This window comes from Fictibacillus phosphorivorans (genome assembly GCF_023715845.1).
In the GTDB taxonomy this organism is placed as follows: Bacteria; Bacillota; Bacilli; order Bacillales; family Fictibacillaceae; genus Fictibacillus; species Fictibacillus phosphorivorans_D.
Genome location: NZ_JAMBOR010000003.1, coordinates 235,587 through 256,680, shown reverse-complemented (window position 1 = coordinate 256,680; position 21,094 = coordinate 235,587). Strand labels below are relative to the sequence as shown.

General features: G+C 37.4%; 22 protein-coding genes and 2 pseudogenes. 9 read left to right on the top strand and 15 right to left on the bottom strand.

Translation table 11 applies throughout. The features are described from left to right. The first annotated feature begins 26 nt into the window (after positions 1 to 26). Positions 27 to 806, top strand: coding sequence for a sulfite exporter TauE/SafE family protein (locus M3206_RS04365; protein WP_251311279.1), 780 nt, complete (start codon positions 27 to 29; stop codon positions 804 to 806). Positions 807 to 870: 64 nt separating this feature from the next. Here the strand turns inward: M3206_RS04365 and M3206_RS04360 are convergent, their stop codons facing one another. The 4 genes from M3206_RS04360 to M3206_RS04345 form a co-directional block, all read right to left on the bottom strand. Continuing rightward, positions 871 to 1,458, bottom strand: coding sequence for a YitT family protein (locus tag M3206_RS04360; protein ID WP_251311278.1), 588 nt, complete (start codon positions 1,456 to 1,458; stop codon positions 871 to 873). Between the two features lie 507 nt (positions 1,459 to 1,965). Then, on the bottom strand, positions 1,966 to 2,430 hold the full coding sequence (locus M3206_RS04355) for an ArsI/CadI family heavy metal resistance metalloenzyme (protein ID WP_251311277.1): 465 nt from the start codon (positions 2,428 to 2,430) through the stop codon (positions 1,966 to 1,968). Positions 2,431 to 2,448: 18 nt separating this feature from the next. Continuing rightward, on the bottom strand, positions 2,449 to 3,741 hold the full coding sequence (locus M3206_RS04350) for an arsenic transporter (RefSeq protein WP_251311314.1): 1,293 nt from the start codon (positions 3,739 to 3,741) through the stop codon (positions 2,449 to 2,451). A gap of 40 nt (positions 3,742 to 3,781) precedes the next feature. Further along, a complete protein-coding gene (locus M3206_RS04345; protein ID WP_251311276.1) occupies positions 3,782 to 4,102 on the bottom strand; it encodes an ArsR/SmtB family transcription factor in 321 nt (106 codons plus the stop codon). 129 nt (positions 4,103 to 4,231) lie between these two features. Here M3206_RS04345 and arsC point away from each other — a divergent pair, with 129 nt between their 5' ends. The 4 genes from arsC to M3206_RS04325 all read left to right on the top strand — a co-directional run bounded on the left by arsC (position 4,232) and on the right by M3206_RS04325 (position 8,427). Then, complete coding sequence (arsC, locus tag M3206_RS04340; RefSeq protein WP_285876713.1) at positions 4,232 to 4,633, top strand: arsenate reductase (thioredoxin); 402 nt, start codon at positions 4,232 to 4,234, stop codon at positions 4,631 to 4,633. 90 nt (positions 4,634 to 4,723) lie between these two features. Continuing rightward, entirely contained in the window at positions 4,724 to 5,959 is a 1,236-nt protein-coding gene (locus tag M3206_RS04335) for a TolB family protein (protein ID WP_251311275.1), read from the top strand. A 223-nt stretch (positions 5,960 to 6,182) separates the two neighbouring features. Further along, positions 6,183 to 7,592, top strand: coding sequence for a SpoVR family protein (locus tag M3206_RS04330; RefSeq protein ID WP_251311274.1), 1,410 nt, complete (start codon positions 6,183 to 6,185; stop codon positions 7,590 to 7,592). A gap of 334 nt (positions 7,593 to 7,926) precedes the next feature. After that, a complete protein-coding gene (locus tag M3206_RS04325; RefSeq protein ID WP_251311273.1) occupies positions 7,927 to 8,427 on the top strand; it encodes an arsinothricin resistance N-acetyltransferase ArsN1 family A in 501 nt (166 codons plus the stop codon). Positions 8,428 to 8,496: 69 nt separating this feature from the next. On the opposite strand, the pseudogene M3206_RS04320 reads toward M3206_RS04325, so the two are convergent. Continuing rightward, positions 8,497 to 8,877 (bottom strand): annotated as a pseudogene (locus M3206_RS04320) (hypothetical protein); the annotation flags it as partial. Positions 8,878 to 9,234: 357 nt separating this feature from the next. On the opposite strand from M3206_RS04320, the gene M3206_RS04315 reads away from it, so the two are divergent. Continuing rightward, entirely contained in the window at positions 9,235 to 10,146 is a 912-nt protein-coding gene (locus M3206_RS04315) for a cation diffusion facilitator family transporter (RefSeq protein WP_251311272.1), read from the top strand. Between the two features lie 144 nt (positions 10,147 to 10,290). Beyond that, positions 10,291 to 10,461, top strand: a complete 171-nt coding sequence (locus M3206_RS04310) for a hypothetical protein (RefSeq protein WP_251311271.1) — start codon at positions 10,291 to 10,293, stop codon at positions 10,459 to 10,461. A 312-nt stretch (positions 10,462 to 10,773) separates the two neighbouring features. Here the strand turns inward: M3206_RS04310 and M3206_RS19170 are convergent. From M3206_RS19170 to M3206_RS04265, 10 genes and pseudogenes are all read right to left on the bottom strand, one after another. After that, positions 10,774 to 10,884: pseudogene (locus tag M3206_RS19170) on the bottom strand (hypothetical protein); the annotation flags it as partial. A gap of 44 nt (positions 10,885 to 10,928) precedes the next feature. After that, entirely contained in the window at positions 10,929 to 11,168 is a 240-nt protein-coding gene (locus tag M3206_RS04305; protein WP_251311270.1) for a PepSY domain-containing protein, read from the bottom strand. Positions 11,169 to 11,608: 440 nt separating this feature from the next. Then, a complete protein-coding gene (locus tag M3206_RS04300) occupies positions 11,609 to 12,796 on the bottom strand; it encodes a chromate transporter (protein ID WP_251311269.1) in 1,188 nt (395 codons plus the stop codon). Positions 12,797 to 13,004: 208 nt separating this feature from the next. Next, positions 13,005 to 13,289 (bottom strand): hypothetical protein, encoded by a 285-nt coding sequence (locus M3206_RS04295; protein WP_251311268.1) that lies wholly within the window; start codon positions 13,287 to 13,289, stop codon positions 13,005 to 13,007. A gap of 133 nt (positions 13,290 to 13,422) precedes the next feature. Further along, a complete protein-coding gene (locus M3206_RS04290) occupies positions 13,423 to 13,791 on the bottom strand; it encodes an SET domain-containing protein (protein ID WP_251311267.1) in 369 nt (122 codons plus the stop codon). Between the two features lie 134 nt (positions 13,792 to 13,925). Continuing rightward, positions 13,926 to 14,504, bottom strand: a complete 579-nt coding sequence (locus tag M3206_RS04285; protein WP_251311266.1) for a 5' nucleotidase, NT5C type — start codon at positions 14,502 to 14,504, stop codon at positions 13,926 to 13,928. 12 nt (positions 14,505 to 14,516) lie between these two features. Next, a complete protein-coding gene (gene ribD / locus M3206_RS04280) occupies positions 14,517 to 15,605 on the bottom strand; it encodes a bifunctional diaminohydroxyphosphoribosylaminopyrimidine deaminase/5-amino-6-(5-phosphoribosylamino)uracil reductase RibD (RefSeq protein ID WP_251311265.1) in 1,089 nt (362 codons plus the stop codon). Continuing rightward, positions 15,598 to 16,353 carry a GTP cyclohydrolase II gene (locus M3206_RS04275; RefSeq protein WP_251311264.1) on the bottom strand — a complete coding sequence of 252 codons (756 nt, stop codon included), beginning with the start codon at positions 16,351 to 16,353 and terminating at the stop codon, positions 15,598 to 15,600. Before M3206_RS04275 ends, ribD begins: the two co-directional genes overlap by 8 nt. A gap of 161 nt (positions 16,354 to 16,514) precedes the next feature. Next, positions 16,515 to 17,162: a DUF2642 domain-containing protein gene (locus M3206_RS04270; RefSeq protein ID WP_251311263.1), complete on the bottom strand. Its 648-nt coding sequence runs from the start codon at positions 17,160 to 17,162 to the stop codon at positions 16,515 to 16,517. A gap of 48 nt (positions 17,163 to 17,210) precedes the next feature. Further along, positions 17,211 to 18,566: an arsenic transporter gene (locus M3206_RS04265; RefSeq protein WP_251311262.1), complete on the bottom strand. Its 1,356-nt coding sequence runs from the start codon at positions 18,564 to 18,566 to the stop codon at positions 17,211 to 17,213. 870 nt (positions 18,567 to 19,436) lie between these two features. Here M3206_RS04265 and M3206_RS04260 point away from each other — a divergent pair. Further along, positions 19,437 to 19,988, top strand: a complete 552-nt coding sequence (locus M3206_RS04260) for a sigma-70 family RNA polymerase sigma factor (protein WP_251311261.1) — start codon at positions 19,437 to 19,439, stop codon at positions 19,986 to 19,988. Then, a complete protein-coding gene (locus M3206_RS04255; protein WP_251311260.1) occupies positions 19,981 to 21,090 on the top strand; it encodes a hypothetical protein in 1,110 nt (369 codons plus the stop codon). Before M3206_RS04260 ends, M3206_RS04255 begins: the two co-directional genes overlap by 8 nt. The last annotated feature ends 4 nt before the right edge of the window (positions 21,091 to 21,094 follow it).

The window sequence follows — 21,094 nt, the reverse complement described above, 5'->3', positions numbered from 1 at the left end:
CAAAGACAGTCATGGGAGGTGAAGTCATGGAATTAGGATTCATACTAACGATTTTTCTTATTGGCTTTATAGGTTCTTTTATATCCGGAATGGTAGGCATCGGCGGATCGATTATCAAGTATCCGATGCTTCTATATATTCCAGCGATGCTAGGCTTCACAGCATACACCGCTCATGAAGTTTCAGGTATAAGTGCTGTTCAAGTATTCTTTGCTACGATAGGTGGCGTATGGGCTTATCGTAAAGGCGGTTATTTGAACAGGACTCTTATTATCTATATGGGTTCGGCTATTCTTTTAGGGAGTTTTATAGGCGGATATGGATCACAGGCTATGACAGAAGCTCAAATCAATATTGTGTACGCCGTATTAGCTACAATTGCAGCAGTTATGATGCTTATTCCTAAGAAGGGCATTGATGACATTCCGTTAGATCAAGTTAAGTTTAATAAATGGCTTGCAGCGGCACTAGCATTTATCGTCGGTGTAGCAGCAGGTATAGTAGGTGCAGCAGGTGCCTTTATCCTTGTTCCTATTATGCTTGTTGTCCTTAAGATACCAACAAGGATGACGATCGCAACTTCACTGGCTATCACATTTATTTCTTCCATAGGTGCAACGATTGGAAAGATTACAACAGGTCAAGTGTTGTTATGGCCGGCTGTAATTATGGTATTTGCGAGTCTAATCGCATCTCCACTCGGAGCTCAATTTGGTAAAAAAGTGAATACAAAAATTCTTCAATTCATTTTAGCAGCACTTATTGTTGCAACATCAATTAAAATATGGTTAGATATTCTAAAATAACAATGGTTGCTTGTATGAATAAAATTAAATAAACCAAAAAGGAGCCTACTTCGGGCTCTTTTTTTTATGTGCTCCTATAAAATTGAATCGACCGGATCAGTGTCATTGTCATCGTTGCAAACCCTACTGAAAGAATCGTAACGAGGGAATAAAATAAAATCCCTTCTCCCATCACATAAAGCCCTGCTAATATAACAGCAGCATCGATCAAAAAAATGACCATGCCGACATTGATAGAAAGCCAGCGTGATACGAATAAAGCCAGCAGATCCGTTCCTCCTGTACTTGTTTCATGTCTCAGCATCCACCCGATGCCCGTTCCGATAAACAGACCGCCAATTACAGAACTCTCAATAATTGAAACAGAGAACATCCCTCTTAAGGGACTTAAGAGATCAATGATCAAAGAAGAGACGAGCAGACCATGAATGCTGTTTATAAAATATCTGCGTTCGAGTTTCCACGCAAGGAGATAGATGGGGATGCTTAATAAAATCAGGGTTAACCCCACCTTATAGCCCCACACATATTTTACGAGAAGACTGATACCAATCATCCCGCCGTCAAGTAAATGATAAGGGACAATAAATCCATTAATTCCGATGCCGAGCAGCACGCTGCCCAAAAAGATTGCTACAGTACGTCTCCACATGGCAATCATCCCTGTCCGTTGTGTTTACTAGATAATATGCGGGATTGTCCAAGAATAGTCACTTCTTTATTAATCCAATAATGAATAGGTTCGGTGCGATTCGTTAAGAGAGAGGGAGTCGAAATGTGTCGAAAAATGAAGGCTCGTGGATATGAGTCTAAAACTCGTGGATAAACGGTAGGAATTTATGGATTGAGACCAAAATTTCGTTGATTAAGCACTATTTTTCGTGGATTCATCTTGCCTTACTACTGATAATACCCTACGCGGTATACTGGAAAATCAGTTTGTAAGAGCGAATTTGAACCAAATTGAACCTAATAAGGAGAGGAGTTTTTCTTTTTACGATATACAAGCTCAAAAAATACTGGAAAACTGAATTTTGATGCTGAAAAATATGGCATGATAAAAAAAGGGTACTTTCATCTTTGAAAACATTCACAGACATTAAAAAGCCGACATCAAAAAGATGCTTTTTACCTTTTTGAGTCAGCTCTATGTGAAAATCTATTTTTTTGTAAAACCAAGTTGAATCGTTTGCGGTTTTTGTGGCGGAGCACAGCAAAGTGACAGATCGCGTGCATCTCCAGCCGATTCAAACTCAGAGTCTTCTTTCGTATAGAAAATCTCCCAAGCATTTCCGTCGGGGTCATGAACCCATACCTTATCTTGAACGGCATAACAGCATGTCGTGTCCATCTTATCTATTAATAACAGACCTGCACTGCGAAGACGTCCACCCATAGCAAGTACGTCTTCTGTGTTATTTACTTGGAAACCTAAATGGTTCAGCACGCCTTCTTTTTCGAAGGGACGCACATTCAGAGAAAAGTGAAGTCCAGGTTCATCGATCTCGAATTTTGCATAGTTTTCTCTTACTTTTGCTGGTTCTTGCCCGAAGAAATTTTTATAAAACTCAAGTGATTTCTTTAAATTTGTACAGTTAACAGCAACATGCATACGCTGGATCATGATTGACACTCTCCTTTTTTATGATAGAAGCAACAGCCTTAAATATAGGCCAGTTAAAGTTATGAACAAAGTCGGAAAAGTTAAAAGAATACCAATCTTAAAGTAATAGCCCCATGTAATTTTTACACCCTTTTTAGATAAAACGTGCAGCCATAAAAGGGTTGCTAATGACCCAATAGGAGTAATCTTTGGTCCAAGGTCTGAACCGATAACGTTTGCGTAAATTAATGCTTCGCGAATGACACCAGAAGTTTCTGTGCCTTGAATAGCTAAAGCATCAATCATTACTGTCGGCATGTTATTCATTACCGATGAAAGAATCGCTGCAATAAAGCCCATACCGATCGTCGCAGCAAATAATCCTTGGTCTGCAATAACTTGAATTACGTTTCCAAGCATATCAGTAAGCCCTGCATTTCGTAGGCCGTAAACAACTACATACATACCGATTGAAAATACAACCACCGTCCATGGTGCATCCTTAATGACTTTTTTCGTATGGATGGCCGGACTTTTACGAGCAGCTAAAATAAAGATAAGCGCTGCAGTTCCTGCAATAAATGATACAGGTATTCCGATAAACTCACTTGTTAGATAACCAGCTAAAAGAACAGCAAGGATCACCCATGATAGCTTAAAAAGCTTCTGATCACGAATGGCTTCTTTAGGTTGTTTTAGTTGTGAAAGGTCATAGTTTTCAGGAATATCTTTACCGAAAAAGATTAGCAGAACAAGCATACTCGCAATTAAAGAGAAGAAGTTCGGTATAATCATACGGCTTGCGTATTCAACGAATCCGATGTTAAAAAAATCAGCTGAAACAATGTTTACTAAGTTGGATACCACAAGCGGCAAAGAAGTTGTATCTGCGATAAATCCACTCGCCATGATAAAAGGAAGAACCATTGATTCTTTGAAGTTAAGTGCGCGGACTTGAGCAAGTACGATGGGTGTCAGAATTAAAGCTGCACCGTCGTTAGCAAAGAATGCGGAAACAGCAGCTCCTAGCAAAATGACATATGTAAACATCCTTTTACCGCTGCCGCCAGCGATACGTGCCATATGAAGAGCAGACCATTCAAAAAAACCAATTTCATCTAAAATAATAGATATAAGGATGATTGCAACAAATGCCAATGTCGCGTTCCAAACGATTCCCGTAACGGTCCAGACATCAGCAAAACTTACGACTTTTAAAAGAAGTGCTACTGCAGCACCAATTGTAGCAGACCATCCGATCGAAAGACCCCTCGGCTGCCAAATAACGAATATTATTGTAACTAAAAATACAGCAAATGCTGTAAACGCCATGCTGCCCATAACCATTCCCCCAATTGCTCCTGAATCTAAATCAGCAGCAAACCTTATTGCCCGATTGTTTAAGTTCCTCTATTTTTTCTGTCATATCAGGAAGAGCTTCTAAGTTTGCTTTTATAAATGGATAGATTTCACCATCGATGGAGTAGAAGATCCATTGACTATTGCGTCTTTCTTTCACTAATTTAGCCTGTTTTAATTTTCGTAGATGCTGTGAAATACTAGGTTGTGTCATCTTCAATATTTCAACCAGCTCGCAAACACACAATTCTTCGTGACGGAGCAGGGCTAAAATATTCAAACGAGTTTTGTCTGCCATTGCTTTATAGCATTCCGTTAATTGATCCAGTTCCATATCGATTTCACCTCATTAGTATATAACCATATGTTTATATACGATGTCAAAAGATATATAAACAAATCTTGATATAAGGATGCACTTATATTATGATGGTCACGAAGTTTTACTTAGGAGGTTTTAAACTTGACAAAACCCATTATCTATTTCCTTTGCACAGGAAACTCTTGCCGCTCTCAGATGGCTGAAGGGTTCGGACGCCACTATCTTAGTGATAAATATGACGTATATTCTGCTGGCATAGAAGCGCATGGCGTAAATCCAAACGCGATTAAAGCAATGGAAGAAGTTCATATCGATATTACGAAACAGACTTCTGATGTAATTGATAAGAATATGTTAGAAAAAGCTGATCTAGTTGTAACGCTTTGTGGACATGCGAATGACGTATGCCCAGCTACACCCACTCATAAAAAGCGAGAACACTGGGGGTTTGATGATCCTGCAGGAAAAGAGTGGAGCGAGTTCCAGCGTGTACGTGATGAGATCGCTAGTCGCATTAAACGTTTTGCGGAAACAAGTGAATAATGAAATAGATAAGTTCAGAAACCAAAGTGATCTGAGCTTTTTTTGTATGAATTCCCTCAATTGGTTCATGTTAGTAATGAGGTGAATCATTTGAAACGTTTAACCATTCTATTGATAAGCATGTTACTTGTAATGATGTATGTGCCTAGCCATTCGAAAGCAGCCGAGGGAAAAGCTGCTTTTATTCGGGAAGATGGACTTTGGCTAAAAGACGGTGATGTGGAAAGAAGGTTAGTAGAAGGGAAAAAGCTGACCCATCCGAAATTCTCTAGTGATGCAATGTATATCAGTTATTTAGTTGGTGAGGGTGGAACCAAAGAGCTATGGGTGTACAATCGAGTAACGCGTTTAAAAAGAAAAGTGTTTACCGGTGAAGTTTTAATGCCGAGGTGGTCACCTGAAGGTCAGAAACTAGCTTGGAAAAGCGGGAAAGTGCTTAATGTAATTGATGTTTCAAAGCCTACCGCAACTTTTGAGAATGTCATACTAGGTGCGGGAAATTATAGCTGGACTCCTGATAGCAAAGGATTTGTTGTTTCATCTTCAGCTAATCTGCAGCCAGATGGATGGACTTCAGTTCAAATTTTTTTGGTACCGGCAGATGCAAAAGGTGATTTAAAAAAAGTAAAAAAAATTACGACATTGCCTCCGATGAGTGAATTCTTTTTTGCGATTGGAACAACAACATTTAAGTGGGGGATGAAAAATAAGGTTTTTGCATTTGTTGCATGCCCGACTGCATCCCTGTCAGCTGACAGCAATACATTAATGGTTGTTTCAAAAAACGGATCAACCACAAAAATAATCGGAAACATGTTAAATAACCCTAATTGGTTTCATTGGTCTCCAAATACGGAAAGATTGGCTTATATTAAGGGTATTGGAAGATTAGTTTCTGAGAATAAACGGTTAACGATTTGGGATTCACGAAGTGGAAAAGAAGTCGATCTTGGTTTCCAAGGATATGCCGATGGCGATTTCACCTGGAGAAATAATCGTGAAATTATAGTAAGCAGGCAGATTGAATGGGGATGGGAAGTACCTGTGGAAAAAAGATCAAAGCCCTTCCTGGCATTAGTTGATACAACGACGAGAAACGCAAAAAGATTAACATGGCCAGAGGTTGGTGCTAGAGATGAATTTCCAAAAACATTACCCAATCAAGAAGTTGTCTGGGTTAGATCATTCGAAAATTCTACCCAATCAAAGGTGATGAAAAAGAGCAACCCAGCTTCTAAAGAGACGGTTTGGATCGATAAATTAGCAAGACCAAGCGAGGAATATTACGGATGGCCAAGCGTTCTGGATGTATATCAAGTTAAATAATAAAGGGAAGAAGTATTCCTCCAGGGGTACTTCTTCTTTTAAAGCGCCAGTAAATGACAACTAATTATAGAATTTTAACATGAAGTGCAATTCCTAATAGATTAAGAGCCACAATTCCAAGAACTTTATTTTAAACCATGTCCATTTTTCGGTCATGTTTTCTCATGAATGTCCCTTTTCTTTCATACAGTTAAAAGTAAGGAAAAAGCAGGAGGGGGAAAACATGAACTGGGACTTGCAAAATAAAGAGCTCGAAAAAGCAATTACAGAAATTACTGAGATTGCAGACCACTTTGGCCTCGATTTTTACCCTATGCGGTATGAAATATGTCCGGCAGATATTATTTATACCTTTGGTGCGTACGGAATGCCTACTCGTTTTTCGCACTGGAGTTTTGGAAAACAGTTTCATAAAATGAAGCTTCAATATGATTTGGGATTGAGTAAAATCTATGAATTGGTTATCAATTCGGATCCATGCTATGCCTTTTTGCTGGATACAAATTCCTTGATACAAAATAAACTCATCATTGCACATGTTCTTGCACACTGTGACTTCTTTAAGAACAATGTCCGATTTTCAAACACAAGAAGAGACATGGTAGAGTGCATGACAGCTACAGCTGAAAGGATAGCTCAATACGAGCACCTTTATGGAAAAAAAGAAGTGGAAGAATTTTTAGATGCTATACTGGCTATTCAAGAGCACATCGACCCTTCAATCGTTAGGAACAAACTAAACTATAATTTTGAAGAAGAGGATGAAAGCATTCCTAAGAAAGAAACGCCTTATGATGATTTATGGAATATCGATAATAAAAAAGGCCCTAAACTTGCACCAAAAAAGAAAAAATCTTTTCCGCCTCAGCCAGAAAAGGATCTTCTTCTTTTCATCGAGCAATATAGTCGTGAACTTGAGGAATGGCAGCGGGATATCTTATCGATGATGCGTGAAGAGATGCTCTATTTCTGGCCGCAGCTTGAAACAAAAATCATGAACGAAGGCTGGGCATCTTATTGGCACGCCAAAATTCTACAAGAAATGGACTTAACCTCTCATGAGACGATCGAGTTTGCTAAATTAAATGCAGGTGTTGTGCAGCCATCAAAGACATCCATCAACCCATATTATTTGGGGCTGCAAATTTTTAAGGATATTGAAGAACGCTACAACAATCCAGATGAAGAGTTGATCAGACAAGGTGTTAAACCTGGATCAGGTCGTGAAAAGATGTTCGAGGTGCGTGAGCTGGAATCAGATATGTCGTTCATAAGAAACTATCTAACGAAAGATCTCGCTCAGCGTGAAGATATGTATCTGTTTCAAAAACAGGGGAAAGAATACAAGATTGTTGATAAACAGTGGGAGCAAGTCCGCGATCAGCTCGTTAGTATGCGAGTAAATGGAGGATTTCCATACATCACAGTCAACGACGGAGATTATATGAAGAATGGAGAACTCTATCTTGTTCATAACTTTGAAGGGATTGAACTGGATGTGAAGTATCTGGAGAAGGTGCTGCCGTACGTTCATCATCTTTGGGGTCGTCCTGTTCACATGGAGACGAAAATTGAGCAGAAACCCGTGCTGTTCACGTATGACGGGAAGAGTGTGCATCGGAAGTATCTATGAAAATAAAACAATTGTATAAAAGCTTCCCAGTATAAAAGAGCAAAGGATTCGTATTCCTTTGCTTTTTACATTTCTTTTTTGATATTGAAGAAAAATTAGTTAAGGGGTTACTGTTAAGCGAGATAGGCGTATGATATATAAAACCAATGTTTTCAAGAAGCTGAATGATTTTATGCAGGATTATCAATTTTCACTATCATACTATGAGCTTACTGGTAGCTATTACAGTAGTGACCGAAAATGGTCGTACATATGGGAAATTAATACCATAGGAGTCTTAAGATCATGAAAAACAGGATTATCGCTGGATTAATAACGTCTGGAGGGGAAATAAGTGATTGATGTTGTAATTCGAAAAGCGACAGAACAGGACTTAGAGTCAATTCGAGTCATCTACAACCAAGGTATCGAGGATCGGATCGCAACACTAGAGACAGAACTAAAAGACAGGGCATTTATGGAGGAATGGTTTAAAAACCATGGTGGTCGATATACGGTAATCGTAGCAGAATATGAAGGACTTGTTATTGGTTGGGGTTCCTTAAATCCATACAATAGTCGAAGTGTTTATGATGGCGTTGCAGATTTGTCTCTCTATATCTATCGGGGTTTTAGAGGAAAGGGAATAGGGACTAAAATACTTACGAGACTCGAAAGATTTGCTAAAGAAAATGCATTTCATAAAATCGTTTTAGCGACGTTTTCGTTTAATACATTAGGACAGAAACTTTATCGGAACAGAGGGTACCGTGAAGTAGGTGTTTTTAAGAATCATGGAATAATCGATGGTAAATTTATTGATGTAATGGTAATGGAAAAATTACTTACACACTAGATTTAGTGCAAGAAAAAAGGAAAAGCACGCTGCAGGCGTGCTTTTTATGCTGGAAAACGTTATTTACTTTTATGACTTACAATTCGTAATGACACCTGTTAAGATAGCCGGTCCTAATTTACTCGTTTTGGAATTAGCGAGACGGACTTGTACAGTTGTATTAGTCAAGGTTGCAGAAATATTATCAAATCTTCCAGCATATGTTGGATCATCCACTTCTGGAGTGGGGTATAGTTTGAATCTCCAGCTTATTTCTTCGGGTTTAAATGCAAATCCTTCATAACTATCGTAATCACCCAGAGATGAAGGAGTGGGAAGATGAACAGCGTGGATACTTATACTTGTGCGTGGAGAACTCGGTATTAATTTGACTTTGTATATTAATGCAACACCTTTGCTATTATTAGTTCCAATTGAATTAGGATCTAAAATCAAGCTGCATGGGTCGGGGATGTTTGATTAGCTTTAACGGGAATGTTAAAAAAGCTTAGACTCATGAATAAAACTAAGAAAGTTATTCTGTGTTTCATGAAATCCTCCTAAGTCCCAAGGCTCTAATGATAGTGTTATCTAATGTTGAGAATTTTACTAACATGCTTTAGTTGGAGTTAAGATAAAGATCCTGCAAAATTGGACAAAAGGGGTAAAAAAAAGGTAATGGGAAGAATACTAAAATAAATAGAATACTACTTTTATTAGTGGTATTTTTGTTCATAAAAAAGATTTCAATTTACTTTTGCACAAATAATAAATCTTTGACATAGTGTATATGAACATATATTCATATAATGAGAAAGGTGATTTTGTATGGGGCATTCTCATGATCACGGACACGGTCATCATCATGGAAGTAATAACAAACAAGCACTAAAATGGTCGTTTTTCTTAATTACGGGCTTTATGATTGTCGAAGTAATCGGGGGAATATGGACGAACAGTTTAGCTCTGCTGTCGGATGCAGGGCATATGCTAAGTGATGCCGCCGCCCTGGGGCTTAGTTTTTTAGCTCTTACGATGGGGCAAAAAAAAGCAACCCATTCAAAGACGTTTGGTTATAAACGTTTTGAAATCTTAGCCGCATTTTTAAACGGAATCACTTTAATGTTAATTTCACTTTATATCTTATGGGAAGCCTATCACAGAATCGTAGATCCTCCAGAAGTAGTGAGTTCTGGAATGTTAATCATTTCTTTCATCGGTCTACTTGTGAACCTTGCAGCGGCCTATATTTTGATGAAAGGCGATAAAGATGATAACTTAAATGTCCGTAGTGCCTTTTTGCATGTTTTAGGTGATATGTTAGGTTCTGTTGGTGCAATTGTTGCCGCCTTACTGATTATGTTCTTTGGATGGAGTATTGCAGATCCAGTAGCGAGTATAATCGTTGCTTTATTAATCATCATAAGTGGATGGCGAGTTACGAAAGATTCCTTCCATATCTTAATGGAAGGTACACCGATAAATGTGAATGCAGCAAAAGTAAAAGAAACGATATTATCCGTTCCTAATGTTGTAGAAGTTAATGATCTGCATGTATGGTCAATCACTTCTGATTTTCCTGCACTTAGCTGTCACGTAGTCAAAGAACATTCAGCAGATTATCAGGAAGTGTTGAAACAAGTAAAAAAAGTGTTACACGACGAATTCCATATTCATCATACGACTATTGAAATCGATGAAAAAAGAGAAGATTATCAAAATGATATTTGCGATATTTGATGGATATGTAAAGAAAAATATTAATAAGGCAGCTCCAATAATTATAAGGTTGTATGTTAATCTCTCTTTAGATATCTGCATTTTAGCCACCTCCTACTTTAATATAATTTTATGGTAGAATATCTTTTAAAGGTGGGGTTTTTTATGACTGACAAAAAAATTTGGATACTTTTGCCTCCCTTTGTGCTAATTGGATTGTTTTTATTATTTTATTTACCAAAGGACTTAAAAGCTATCGCACTATTAACTGGCTTGTTTTTTTGGGTAACACATCAAATTTGGATAAACTTAGAAAATAAAAAAAACAGAAAATAAATCAATGAAAAATTGACCCTTAAGAGAGGTTGTATATCCGATAAATTCAAGTTGGTCCTCTTCCAGAAATGGTTTGGGGAATTTTTTGCACCTTAATATTTACTACTTATTGAGACAAAACAAAAAGGCAATTATGCAAAGTCATAATGCCTTTTATAATGACAAACGCTCTTGTTCAGCCATATAAAATTTCCTTTCACACAAGTAGCAGTTAAAAGTGGTTTATAAATACTTTATGAACGCTGTTTATTTTTTAAGCCCTAAAAATTCTCCCAACAACTTAGCCATTGTTCCATTGAAATTGGTGGATCTTTAATCTTCAATGGGATTATAAGTGTGCCCTCCTCTATTTTTCGGTGTTCGATTACTAACAAGATGCCCTGTATAAAATGGGTTAGCAATGATTGCTCGAACTTTTCTTTCTGTCCAATTTTCACGAGACTAGAGTGACTTTTTTGATGTATGCATTAATCAAAATCATTTTCTTCTTCAATTTTTAATATTTTCCCTGTTCTTGCGATGATCTCCACTTCAAATATTCTGTTTTGTGGGGTTAAAATATAAATTTCGTAAACTAATACACCATGATCTAAATCCATATCTACATGTATAACTTGCCCGGGTATCCGTTTTATAGCTATCTCTTGTGCCTGTTGTACTGAGATTCTTTGTCTATACTCTGGTGGTGTATATTGGTTTTCATGCATAGATATTTGCCTCCTTATAAAAAACTCAGTTTACCTATCCATATGTGTTAGACAAATCATTAGTGTCATTTTAAACAGGGAGAAGAATTTCTTAAACAAAAAGACTCCAGTACAGGAGCCTTTAATGCTATTATATGGCTAAATCAATGAGGAGGAGACGTTAATGAAAACCATTTTAATTGTTGATAATGAACCTAAATGACGAGAAGTGGTCTCTTCTCATTTAAAGAAAGATGGGTTTTTAACAATAGAAGCGTCTAATGGGGAGGATGCTTTTCACTATATATCTACCTTTTTGTATGATGTCCATATATAAAGAGACAAAAACTCTGATCTTTCTTATGAATAAATATCAGTTATGAAGAAGTTGTGAAAATTTATTGCACAGTGATTATTTATAGAGAATAAGAAAACTCCTAATCAAAATTGCTTAGGTAATTTTATAGGAAAGACATCAACCATCCACCTGTAGCACCTGTAACAACAATAATCCAAGGTGGAAGCTTCCAATATACGAGCATGCTGAATAGTACCGCTGCAAACGTAAAATCGATTGGTTTGAGGATTGTACTTGTCCATATAGGCTTATAAAAGGCTGAAATCAATATCCCGACAACAGCTGCATTAACACCCAGCAAAGCACCTTTAATTTTAGGATTTCGACGAAGTCTGTTCCAAAAAGGAAGTGTACCCAGGATTAAAAGAAACGCAGGCAGGAAGATTGCAAATGTGGCCAACAATCCTCCTTGCCACCCGTTCATAACTGCTCCAAGATATGCTGCAAAGGTAAATAGCGGTCCAGGTACAGCCTGAGCAGCACCGTATCCAGCTAAGAATGTCTCTTCGCTGATCCATTCTGATGGGACAAATTCACGTTCTAATAATGGCAGGACGACATGTCCGCCGCCAAATACTAATGATCCAGAACGGTAAAAGCTATCGAAGAATGCAATCCAGCTATTGGATGTCGCTTCTCTAAAGACCGGTAAAATCATAAGTAAGCCAAAGAAAAGTATTAAACAAATCATTGCAAACGTACGAGAAATAGGAAAATTAAATTCTGTATCCTGATTCTCGGTTTGATGGCGATATAATAGAAAACCAATGATACCAGCAATAAGAATAACTCCGACTTGTGAGAATGCTGTTTGCCAAAGAAGGGTAACCGCTAAAGCGAACAGAGCGATGGTTTTTCGTTTTAAATCAGGAGTTAATTTTTCGGCCATGCCGAGTATGGCGTGAGCAACAACAACGACAGCAACAATTTTTAATCCATGAATCCAACTTAGATCACTAACATCAAGTCCTTCTAAAAGGAGTGCGAATAAAATAAGCGCAACAACAGAGGGAAGTGTGAACCCGATGAAAGAAATAATTCCTCCTAAGACACCACCTCTTATTACGCCAATTCCTATACCTACTTGGCTGCTCGCTGGTCCGGGCAGGAACTGGCACAGTGCAACAAGATCAGCATAGCTTTTTTCATCCAACCATTTTCGTTTTCTTACATATTCCTCGTGAAAGTATCCTAAGTGTGCGATCGGTCCGCCAAACGAAGTTAAGCCAAGCCTAATGGAGATTAGTAGTATTTCTAGTAATACTTTAAATCGACTTTGTACTTGATTCAATGCTACTCACCTCTTTAAGCGTCATCATCTAAATTTCGAAACTCAATTTCGGTTTTTCGAAAACAACGTAACATGTCTTATCTAACCGTTCAACTGAATCCCATTATGCAAAGAATATTTTAATATGCTTAATTAAACACTCGTTTAAAACAAAAACCGGCATACCATGGCACTCTGGTTTCATCTTCAGGCACTATTTCTAGCTCTTTTAATTAGCTTTATTTTTAATATAGTTGATAAACCCTAACCTGTGTCCTTCACTTTCTAATACTTTGCGGACATAGTAAGGGTCTTTTAATAATCCGTTTTGTTTATCCAATACAACCCATTCTTTTAAATGGGGGTCCTGAATCAATTCTTCATACCATGTTCTTTTTTCTAATTCTTCCCATAGTTCTTTTATATCAGGGTCTTTAATCTTTAAAATTCGTTTTTGTACAGTTTCAATGAGGAGTCCTGCAGTAATTAAACAGAGGAATATGAAAAGCATCATTTTGATAGCCTCCTATTCTATTTCTATTATTGTTTTGCTATGTATCACCTAATCGTTGAATTCTAAAACTCTTTATATATTCTAGAGAAAAGGAAGAACAGCGCGCTCTTTAGCGGGCTGTTCTATTATAACTTTACCAAACTTTAAACCACAATGGTCCTTTGTCATTAGGATCGCCATTGTAATTGACTAAAATTTCTTCTCCAGCTTTAATATCCTTGAGTGCAAAAAAATCAACGGTTTCTTCTGTTAAATTATTCTCGAACACAGCATTTGGCGTATAGGAATGATTAAACAAAGATCCATATCCGAGCGCGATCGCCACATGATCATAATTCTCTCCCCAGTTAAAGTAGTAATCCCGGAGTGTTGTTTTTTGTAGTTTTACATATTCAGTACCAGGGCATACAATGACAGGTGCTTGATGAATTAATTCACCTTTTTGAATCTTACTTGTAGCAAAAATTCCTCTGCCGTATGGGGATTTTTTTATTTCAATCAATTTTTATTCACCGCCATTCTTCTGAACAACAATAATTCATGTCATCATAAGATATGAAGCGTGTAGGTGTTAAGAGAGTGCATGTGCCTACTTTAAAGGGAAATAAGCAAAAAAATAGTGCGCCTTTCAGCGCACTATTTTTTCAAATTGTGATTTTTAACAATGTCTTTTAATTCTGACCAGCTCGTTAATCGAGGAAAATCTAAATGCTGATTATAAGACTGGTCCCGCACATACAATTGTACGGACTCACGAGTAAGGGTCTCTAATACATTAGGTTTGTCATCAAAATAATAGTCTAGATTTAGTTCTTTGATGGTATGAATTTTCTCTTCATCTTTCATACCACAAAAGAACCTGCCTTCTTGCACGGGAAAACCAGCTTTTTCTACCCACTTCTTCGTTTGTTCACAATGTTTCGCTGGTCTTGCAGTAATATAGTAAATTTCATGACCTTGCTCATGAAGCTCTTGAAGCACTTCAATAGCATCGGGATATGCAGGGCAATCGCTGAAATAGATTTCTTCCATAGAATCGATCCATAACTGATTGCCTTCTTGTTTTGAAAGGCCGAATGGTTCATGGATTTCTAATGTTTTAATCGTATGAAACACATCCATGGGAAGATCTTGTTTTAGCTTTTTATTATAGATATGAAAAGCATGCTCTCGTAAACCTATCAAAGTATCGTCAATATCAAAACCTAATCTCATGTGCAAAACCTCTTAATTGTATTTTGGGTAACCGGTAAATTTAAAATCTGGTCCGACTTGAGTAACCTTTAAATCCGTCAGTTCAATAGCATCAGCCATTTTATCGATTCCTTGACCTCCAAAGAAGGAAGGGGAGTCTTTGCCGCCAATTAACTTTGGCGCCATATAAATAATCGTTTTATCAACAAGCTTGTTTTGAAGAAAAGCTGCGTTGATCGTCCCGCCACCTTCGATGAGAAGGGAAGAAACTAGGTTCTCTCCTAATATTTTAAGTACACGCTTCGGATCGACTTGGGAGGTGTTTGTAACGAATACTTTAGCTCCTCGTTCTTCGATCTGCGCTCTTTTTTCTTTATCGTGGTTTTCTGTCGTAAACACCCACGTTTCAGCTTGACGGTCGTTAAGTACTTTTGAATCTAAAAGGATCTTAAGTGTTGAATCCATGATGACCCGTATGGGGTTGCGGCCGTTTGGTATCCTTGTTGTAAGTTCCGGATCATCATGGATCACTGTATTTACGCCAACAAGAATAGCTTGATTTTCATTTCGCAGCTTATGAACATCCTGTCTAGCTTCAGCAGATGTAATCCACTTGCTGTTATTTATATAACTCGCAATCTTACCATCGAGTGTTATCCCTGACTTCAATGTAACAAAAGGGATCTTTTGTACAATGAATTTATTAAATACTTCATTCATCTTACGTGACTTTTCTTCAAGAACACCAATTTCGACCTCAATACCGGCATCCTCTAATATTTTTATGCCACGTCCCGAAACGAGTGGATTAGGGTCAAGCGCTGCAATCACAACCTTCTTGATACCAGCCTCTACGAGTGCAACGGCACATGGTCCCGTTCGTCCGTGATGAGAACACGGTTCTAATGTAACATATATGGTTCCTCCACGGGCTTTTTCACCGGCCATTCGTAGTGCATGGATTTCCGCATGAGGTTCACCTGCCTTAAGATGCGTTCCCACTCCTACGATTCTGTTTTCGTTTACAATCACGGAGCCTACTAGAGGGTTAGGATCGGTTTGACCTTTCATCGTCATAGCATTATCTAACGCTAGTTGCATATAAAATTCATGACTACTCATCTATAAATGTCCCTTCGTCATCGATGTGGCCGGATCGTTGAATCTTTGTCTGAAGGTATTTTTCATTGAATTCAGAGATATCACCCCAGATCGGTGTACGGCCAGAAACAGGCAATCCAGCTTTTACTAGTGCATCCAGCTTTTTAGGGTTATTCGTAATTAATGTGACTGGTTTCTTACGTAAAGCTTTTAATACTTCAATCGCATCATCATAGTTTCTGGAATCATCAACAAAACCTAAGCTTTCATTTGCTTCTACCGTATCTTGTCCATTCTCTTGCAAGACATAAGCCATCGCTTTGCTGAAAAGCCCGATTCCTCGACCTTCATGATTAGCTAGGTAAAACAAAGCACCTGTACCATGTTCTGTGATCATTTTCATCGATTGCTTAAGCTGATAGCCACAGTCACAGCGCTTGCTGCCGAAAATATCTCCCGTATGGCAGATGGAATGCATGCGAATAAGCGCATCCTCATTGAATTCAAAATCTCCATAAACTAATACACTGGACTGCTGATATTCGGCCAGGTTTGTTGAAGATAACTTGTTAATGATATCTTCAAAGTTATCCGTTTGCTCATTACCCTCCAGCCAGCAGTACCATTTAAACACAAAGGTTTCACCATATAGATTAACAGGGAGCCTGATCGGTCCGACTAGATAGATAGCTCCCTGTTCTTTTTTGATCACTTGTATTTTATCTTCTAGAATTGAAAGGACTTTGTTGTTAAAAGTACTTTGTACCATAATTTTTCCCCTTTAGGTTTGCTTAATAAAACAATTCGAGTATATATGTCCATTCTATACTACATAAATCACTTGCAAGAAGTGTTTTGCTCGTATTGGAAAAAAAAAGCATTGAGTCTCCATATCAAAGGCAACTCAAGCTATTATTTACTAAAACTTTTTTATGGAAAATACACCGATTTGACATGATTCAGTTTAAAATAAACGGTTTCTCCATTCGCGTTAATCAATTCGATCAGGTTTCCTTTTCCATTCTTCAGTAACCCTATTTTATCTGGATCCTCACCCATATCAAAAACGGCGATCTTATCCTCGAATTTCTTTAATTGCTCTTCAAATGACCGGCTAAAAGAAGGCGTATCAGGAAGATTAGGTTGTAAAGAGTAGGGGGTATGCTGTTCATGGAGCGTAAGCCATTTCAAATGTGCTAATGGAATGTAAATCAATTTATATACAGGTGAATAGAATACTATATAATCACTTAGTACATGAAGGATTGTCCCGTGGAGCGTTTCTTTTCCTAAAATATGCACTTGAATGTTCAATCCTTTAGCATTGTTTAGGATGCTTCGGTAAGAAATAGGGGAGTCCTCTTGGGAAAAGAGCAATTCCTCAGTCTTATTTATGTCATCGTTATCTTTTTCACTAAGGATTACCTTTTGGACATGCATAAGTGGGATATAGAAAAAGGTTTGTCCATCAAAAAGTACTAAAATGTCATTTCCATAATCAGTCAAAATCCCCTTAAACCTATTTCCGGTTATTTTTAATTGTATTTGTTTATTTAACATGCGGCTAAAATGGTTCAATTACAATCTACTCCTATAAAAATTCATACGTATTTCCATACGGTCCATTTAAGAGGTAATGAAATAGACCCATGTATAAAGCAAGAAGAGTGTTACTGCTAAAGTGAGGGGGATCACTATTAATGATATACGCAGATAGTCTTTCCATTTTAATTTAATTTTGTTTTTCTTTAAAATATGCATCCATATCAGTGAGGCAAGAGTACCGATCGGAAATAAAAGTGCACCGATGTCACTTCCTGCAATACTCGCCAGATACATTGTTTTTAATGTGATAGGATCAAGATTCATCTCTGACAAAGTGATAGTCCCTACCAAAAGTGCAGGATGGTTGTTAAATAGATTTGAAAGAAGTGTAACCAGACCGCCCATAAAAAATGTTGCTTGAAACAGACCTTGGTCAACAATTGGCCGGCAAATTTTCAGCAGCAGTTCAGTAAGTCCCGTATTATGAAGTGCGTAAATAATGACATACATTGAAAAAGCAAAGATAAAAATGTGCCAAGGGGTTTTCTTTATAATATCCAGTGGATTTGTTTTGAGGTAGTACCATCTCCAGATTAACAAGACTGCTGAACCAATTACTGCAATAAGTTCAATGGGGATAGACAAAAATGACGCGATAAAAATGGAGCACCTGATCAATAAGACAAATAATAGGATTTTTATCATGAATTTGCTACGCTGTCTTTTTGTTTCAACCGTACTTCTTACTTTTAAAGGATGGAACTTCTTTATGAAAAATGACTGTTCAATATCATATGACAGATTTGGGAGTGTTTTTGGCAACCTTTTTTTAACGAATATAAACATCAGATAAGACATAAAGAGCAGCCCTAGTGTAGCAGGCACAATCATCATCGCTGTATACATATAGAGGGTCATATCAACTATTTTTAATGAGATCAGGTTTACAATGTTACTTACTCCGATTGGCGTACTTGATGCAGTAGCTGTAAGAGCACCCGTCAGGAGGTAAGGGATTTGGTGGTGCGGTTTTAATCTAAAGTTTTTAAGAAGAAGGATGAGTATAGGTGTGGTGATTAAAATACTTCCATCATTATTAAACAAAAGGGTCATTAAAAAACATAACATTTGGATGTACCAATATAGGCGGTAACCAGAACCTTTTGATAGAGTAGCGAGGCGGGATGCAGACCAATGGAAGAAACCAAAACTTTCTAGAATGACTGCCATGACGATAGTTGAGATGATCGTGATCGATGCTCCGCCAATTTTATGAAAGATTTCAAGTACATCGGCTCGAGTCACTATACCCGCAATTATTATAATGCAGGCTCCGATAGCGGCTGGCCAAGCCTCATTGATGCCCTTTGGTCTCCAAAATATAACTAACATAGTCATAAAGAAGACGAAAACGGAAATCATGATGTGAAGAATCATTGACGTTCTTCGTCCCTTCTATTTTAATTTTCAATAAGTAAATACTTGTCCTACATTATATGAAAAATCACCGTTAACGCCTGTATACTAGACTATATAAAGAAAAATAGTCATATCGTCTAGCAAGATTTTGTTAGTTATGTGACTATAAATGACCAGGGATGCAGGATTTTGAATAGTCAGTAGCGGAGGAAAGCTATCACCTTTACCACAAAGTACCTGTTCCGTTCCATTCACCTAGACGGTAATTTATTTAGTAGATAAATAGATTCACCTGGTGGGACCTGTGAATGTGTTTGTTTTAACGATAGGTTTTCATTTTAACGTTTTATTGTGGACCTATTTGGAACCAACGCAAATAAATGATTGATATAGGGGCTGACTCAAGGAGTAAAAACTTCTGAGCTCAGCCCCTTTTTATATCAAATAAGAGAATAAAGGACGTTTTGATGAATCAAAACCAATTTAGTTATTAACATTGTATGATTCCAAACAAAATGACGACTTATCCGCTGTTTTTATTGCTATGTATGGCCCGAATATAGAAAGTTTGAGCGGAAATCTACCCATTCTGAGCGAAGATCATGGATTTTGAGCGTAGCTCGGCAATTCTGAGCGTTACTTAAGGATTTGGAGCGAAGATGGGGTCATCTTGAGCGAACGTGTAACAAAATAAAAGAACACGTACCGTGTTATATGTGATTCTCTTCTGTTTTTATGTGTTATAAGGATGCCCCATTAAAAAATGAATGCTTTAAGGTAAAGAAATTAAGTTAAAATTTAATAAATGGAAATAAATTCATATTATATGCAACTTTTTATAATTGGTCACCGTCTAACAAACGATTAATTCTTGGGAGGGCGACATATGTGGTAAAGGGCAATACGGCCGTAAAAGACTATCCACGAAGTGAGTTAGATCAATTAATTTACCTTATGGATGTATATGGTGAAGAAATAAAAAGGTTAGCGTTCACGTATACAAAAAACTGGCAGCAAGCTGAAGATATCACTCAAGAGATTTTCATCAATGCCTATAATCACCTGAATGATTTTCGGGAAGAATCAACCATTAAAACATGGATTTATAGAATCGCGATTAATAAATGTAAAGATTATCTTCGAAGCTGGCATTATACGAAAACGCTATTAACCAACACCTTTTATCAAAAATCCAATAGTTTGTCCCCAGAAGAAGAATATCTGGAAATGGAGCAAAGACAACAGATCAGTAAACTGATTCTCGAGCTGCCGGTCAAGTACAGAGAAGTCATTATCTTATATTATTTTAAAGAGTTTTCAATAGAAGAAATTTCTGCAGCACTAGATTGCAACCTGAATACTGTTAAATCCCGTCTCAGAAGAGCGAAGAAAAGTTTGGAAACCAAAATGGCTAGGGAAGGGGGAGGGTATATTGGATAAACTGCTTAAAGACATGAAAGACGATTTTGAGAATTATTTGAACGAAGAGAGAGTATTCACTGGGCATGAGAGAAGAAGGGTTATAAATCAAGTGAATTACTCAAGTACCGAAAACAAGAGGCAAAATTTTTTCCCAAAAGTGCTAAGTTCGGTTACTTTGGTATCACTTTGTGTTTTGATCGTATTTCTAGTCTTAACCTTCACGAATGCAGGCGAGAAAAGTCAGCCTGCAGATTTACATAATGAAATAAATACTATTCAAAAAGATCCTATAGAACAAGAAAATCCCGTAAAAACCCTCCCGAAATATAGTGATAAGGAAATAGCGGATAAAGTGAACGTTCTTCAAAATCAAATTGTATTGGGCATGACTGAGAAAGAAGTGCTTGCTCTGTTAGGGAATGAATACGTGGAATTCGATGACTCTGAGAGCAAAAGGGGTGCTGTTAAACAAATTGGCTATAATTTTTTAGTCAGCGATTCAACTGATCAGCTTAACATTTCTAAAGAAACTGCTGTTGAGAGTATTCAAAATAGAGAGATTGGTGTTCAGTTCTATGTCGGTTTTTCAAATCGAGATGAAGTACTCTTTACAACAATAAATTTTGCAGAAGGAGATTCTGTACTGATAATGTCGAAAGGGAAGAACGGGCGTGTAATTGAGACAATCTCTTCAACGTCTAACTCAGATGTCATCAAATTCACATTAACACCAGAGGAAACTGTTATCTATCAGAAATTTTTGCAAGATCTAGATGAGAAACACCTCAAAGATTTAAATCCCGTATCGATTGCCAAACTATATGTTCAAGCTCAAATTGATAAAAGGTACGATGCCGAATATGCGCTATATACAGATCGGGAAGAATTTGTACATTGGACGAAGGAGGAGCACGACAGTATACCGGAGTCTGATCAGGGTACAACTCTGCAAACTTTAACCACTTATAATCATTTAGAAGCTGGCCGATTTATTCAAGACGGTGAGTATGATGGATACATTGAGTACGAAGCAAGTAAGAATGCTGATGCGAAGTCAGGTTTTAAAATGATAAAGGATGAAGACGGTATATGGAACGTTTCATTCATGCCGATCCAATAAAAAA

Bases quoted from the DNA above. Each gene is read 5' to 3' on its own strand.
- M3206_RS04330 (WP_251311274.1), top strand. From the start codon at position 6,183: ATGAACTGGGACTTGCAAAATAAAGAGCTCGAAAAAGCAATTACAGAA.
- M3206_RS04355 (WP_251311277.1), bottom strand. From the start codon at position 2,430: ATGATCCAGCGTATGCATGTTGCTGTTAACTGTACAAATTTAAAGAAA.
- M3206_RS04265 (WP_251311262.1), bottom strand. From the start codon at position 18,566: ATGATTCTTCACATCATGATTTCCGTTTTCGTCTTCTTTATGACTATG.
- M3206_RS04365 (WP_251311279.1), top strand. From the start codon at position 27: ATGGAATTAGGATTCATACTAACGATTTTTCTTATTGGCTTTATAGGT.
- M3206_RS04285 (WP_251311266.1), bottom strand. From the start codon at position 14,504: ATGAGATTAGGTTTTGATATTGACGATACTTTGATAGGTTTACGAGAG.
- M3206_RS04360 (WP_251311278.1), bottom strand. From the start codon at position 1,458: ATGTGGAGACGTACTGTAGCAATCTTTTTGGGCAGCGTGCTGCTCGGC.
- ribD (WP_251311265.1), bottom strand. From the start codon at position 15,605: ATGAGTAGTCATGAATTTTATATGCAACTAGCGTTAGATAATGCTATG.
- M3206_RS04350 (WP_251311314.1), bottom strand. From the start codon at position 3,741: ATGGCGTTTACAGCATTTGCTGTATTTTTAGTTACAATAATATTCGTT.
- M3206_RS04305 (WP_251311270.1), bottom strand. From the start codon at position 11,168: ATGCATGAAAACCAATATACACCACCAGAGTATAGACAAAGAATCTCA.
- M3206_RS04345 (WP_251311276.1), bottom strand. From the start codon at position 4,102: ATGGAACTGGATCAATTAACGGAATGCTATAAAGCAATGGCAGACAAA.
- M3206_RS04295 (WP_251311268.1), bottom strand. From the start codon at position 13,289: ATGATGCTTTTCATATTCCTCTGTTTAATTACTGCAGGACTCCTCATT.
- M3206_RS04275 (WP_251311264.1), bottom strand. From the start codon at position 16,353: ATGGTACAAAGTACTTTTAACAACAAAGTCCTTTCAATTCTAGAAGAT.
- M3206_RS04315 (WP_251311272.1), top strand. From the start codon at position 9,235: ATGGGGCATTCTCATGATCACGGACACGGTCATCATCATGGAAGTAAT.
- M3206_RS04310 (WP_251311271.1), top strand. From the start codon at position 10,291: ATGACTGACAAAAAAATTTGGATACTTTTGCCTCCCTTTGTGCTAATT.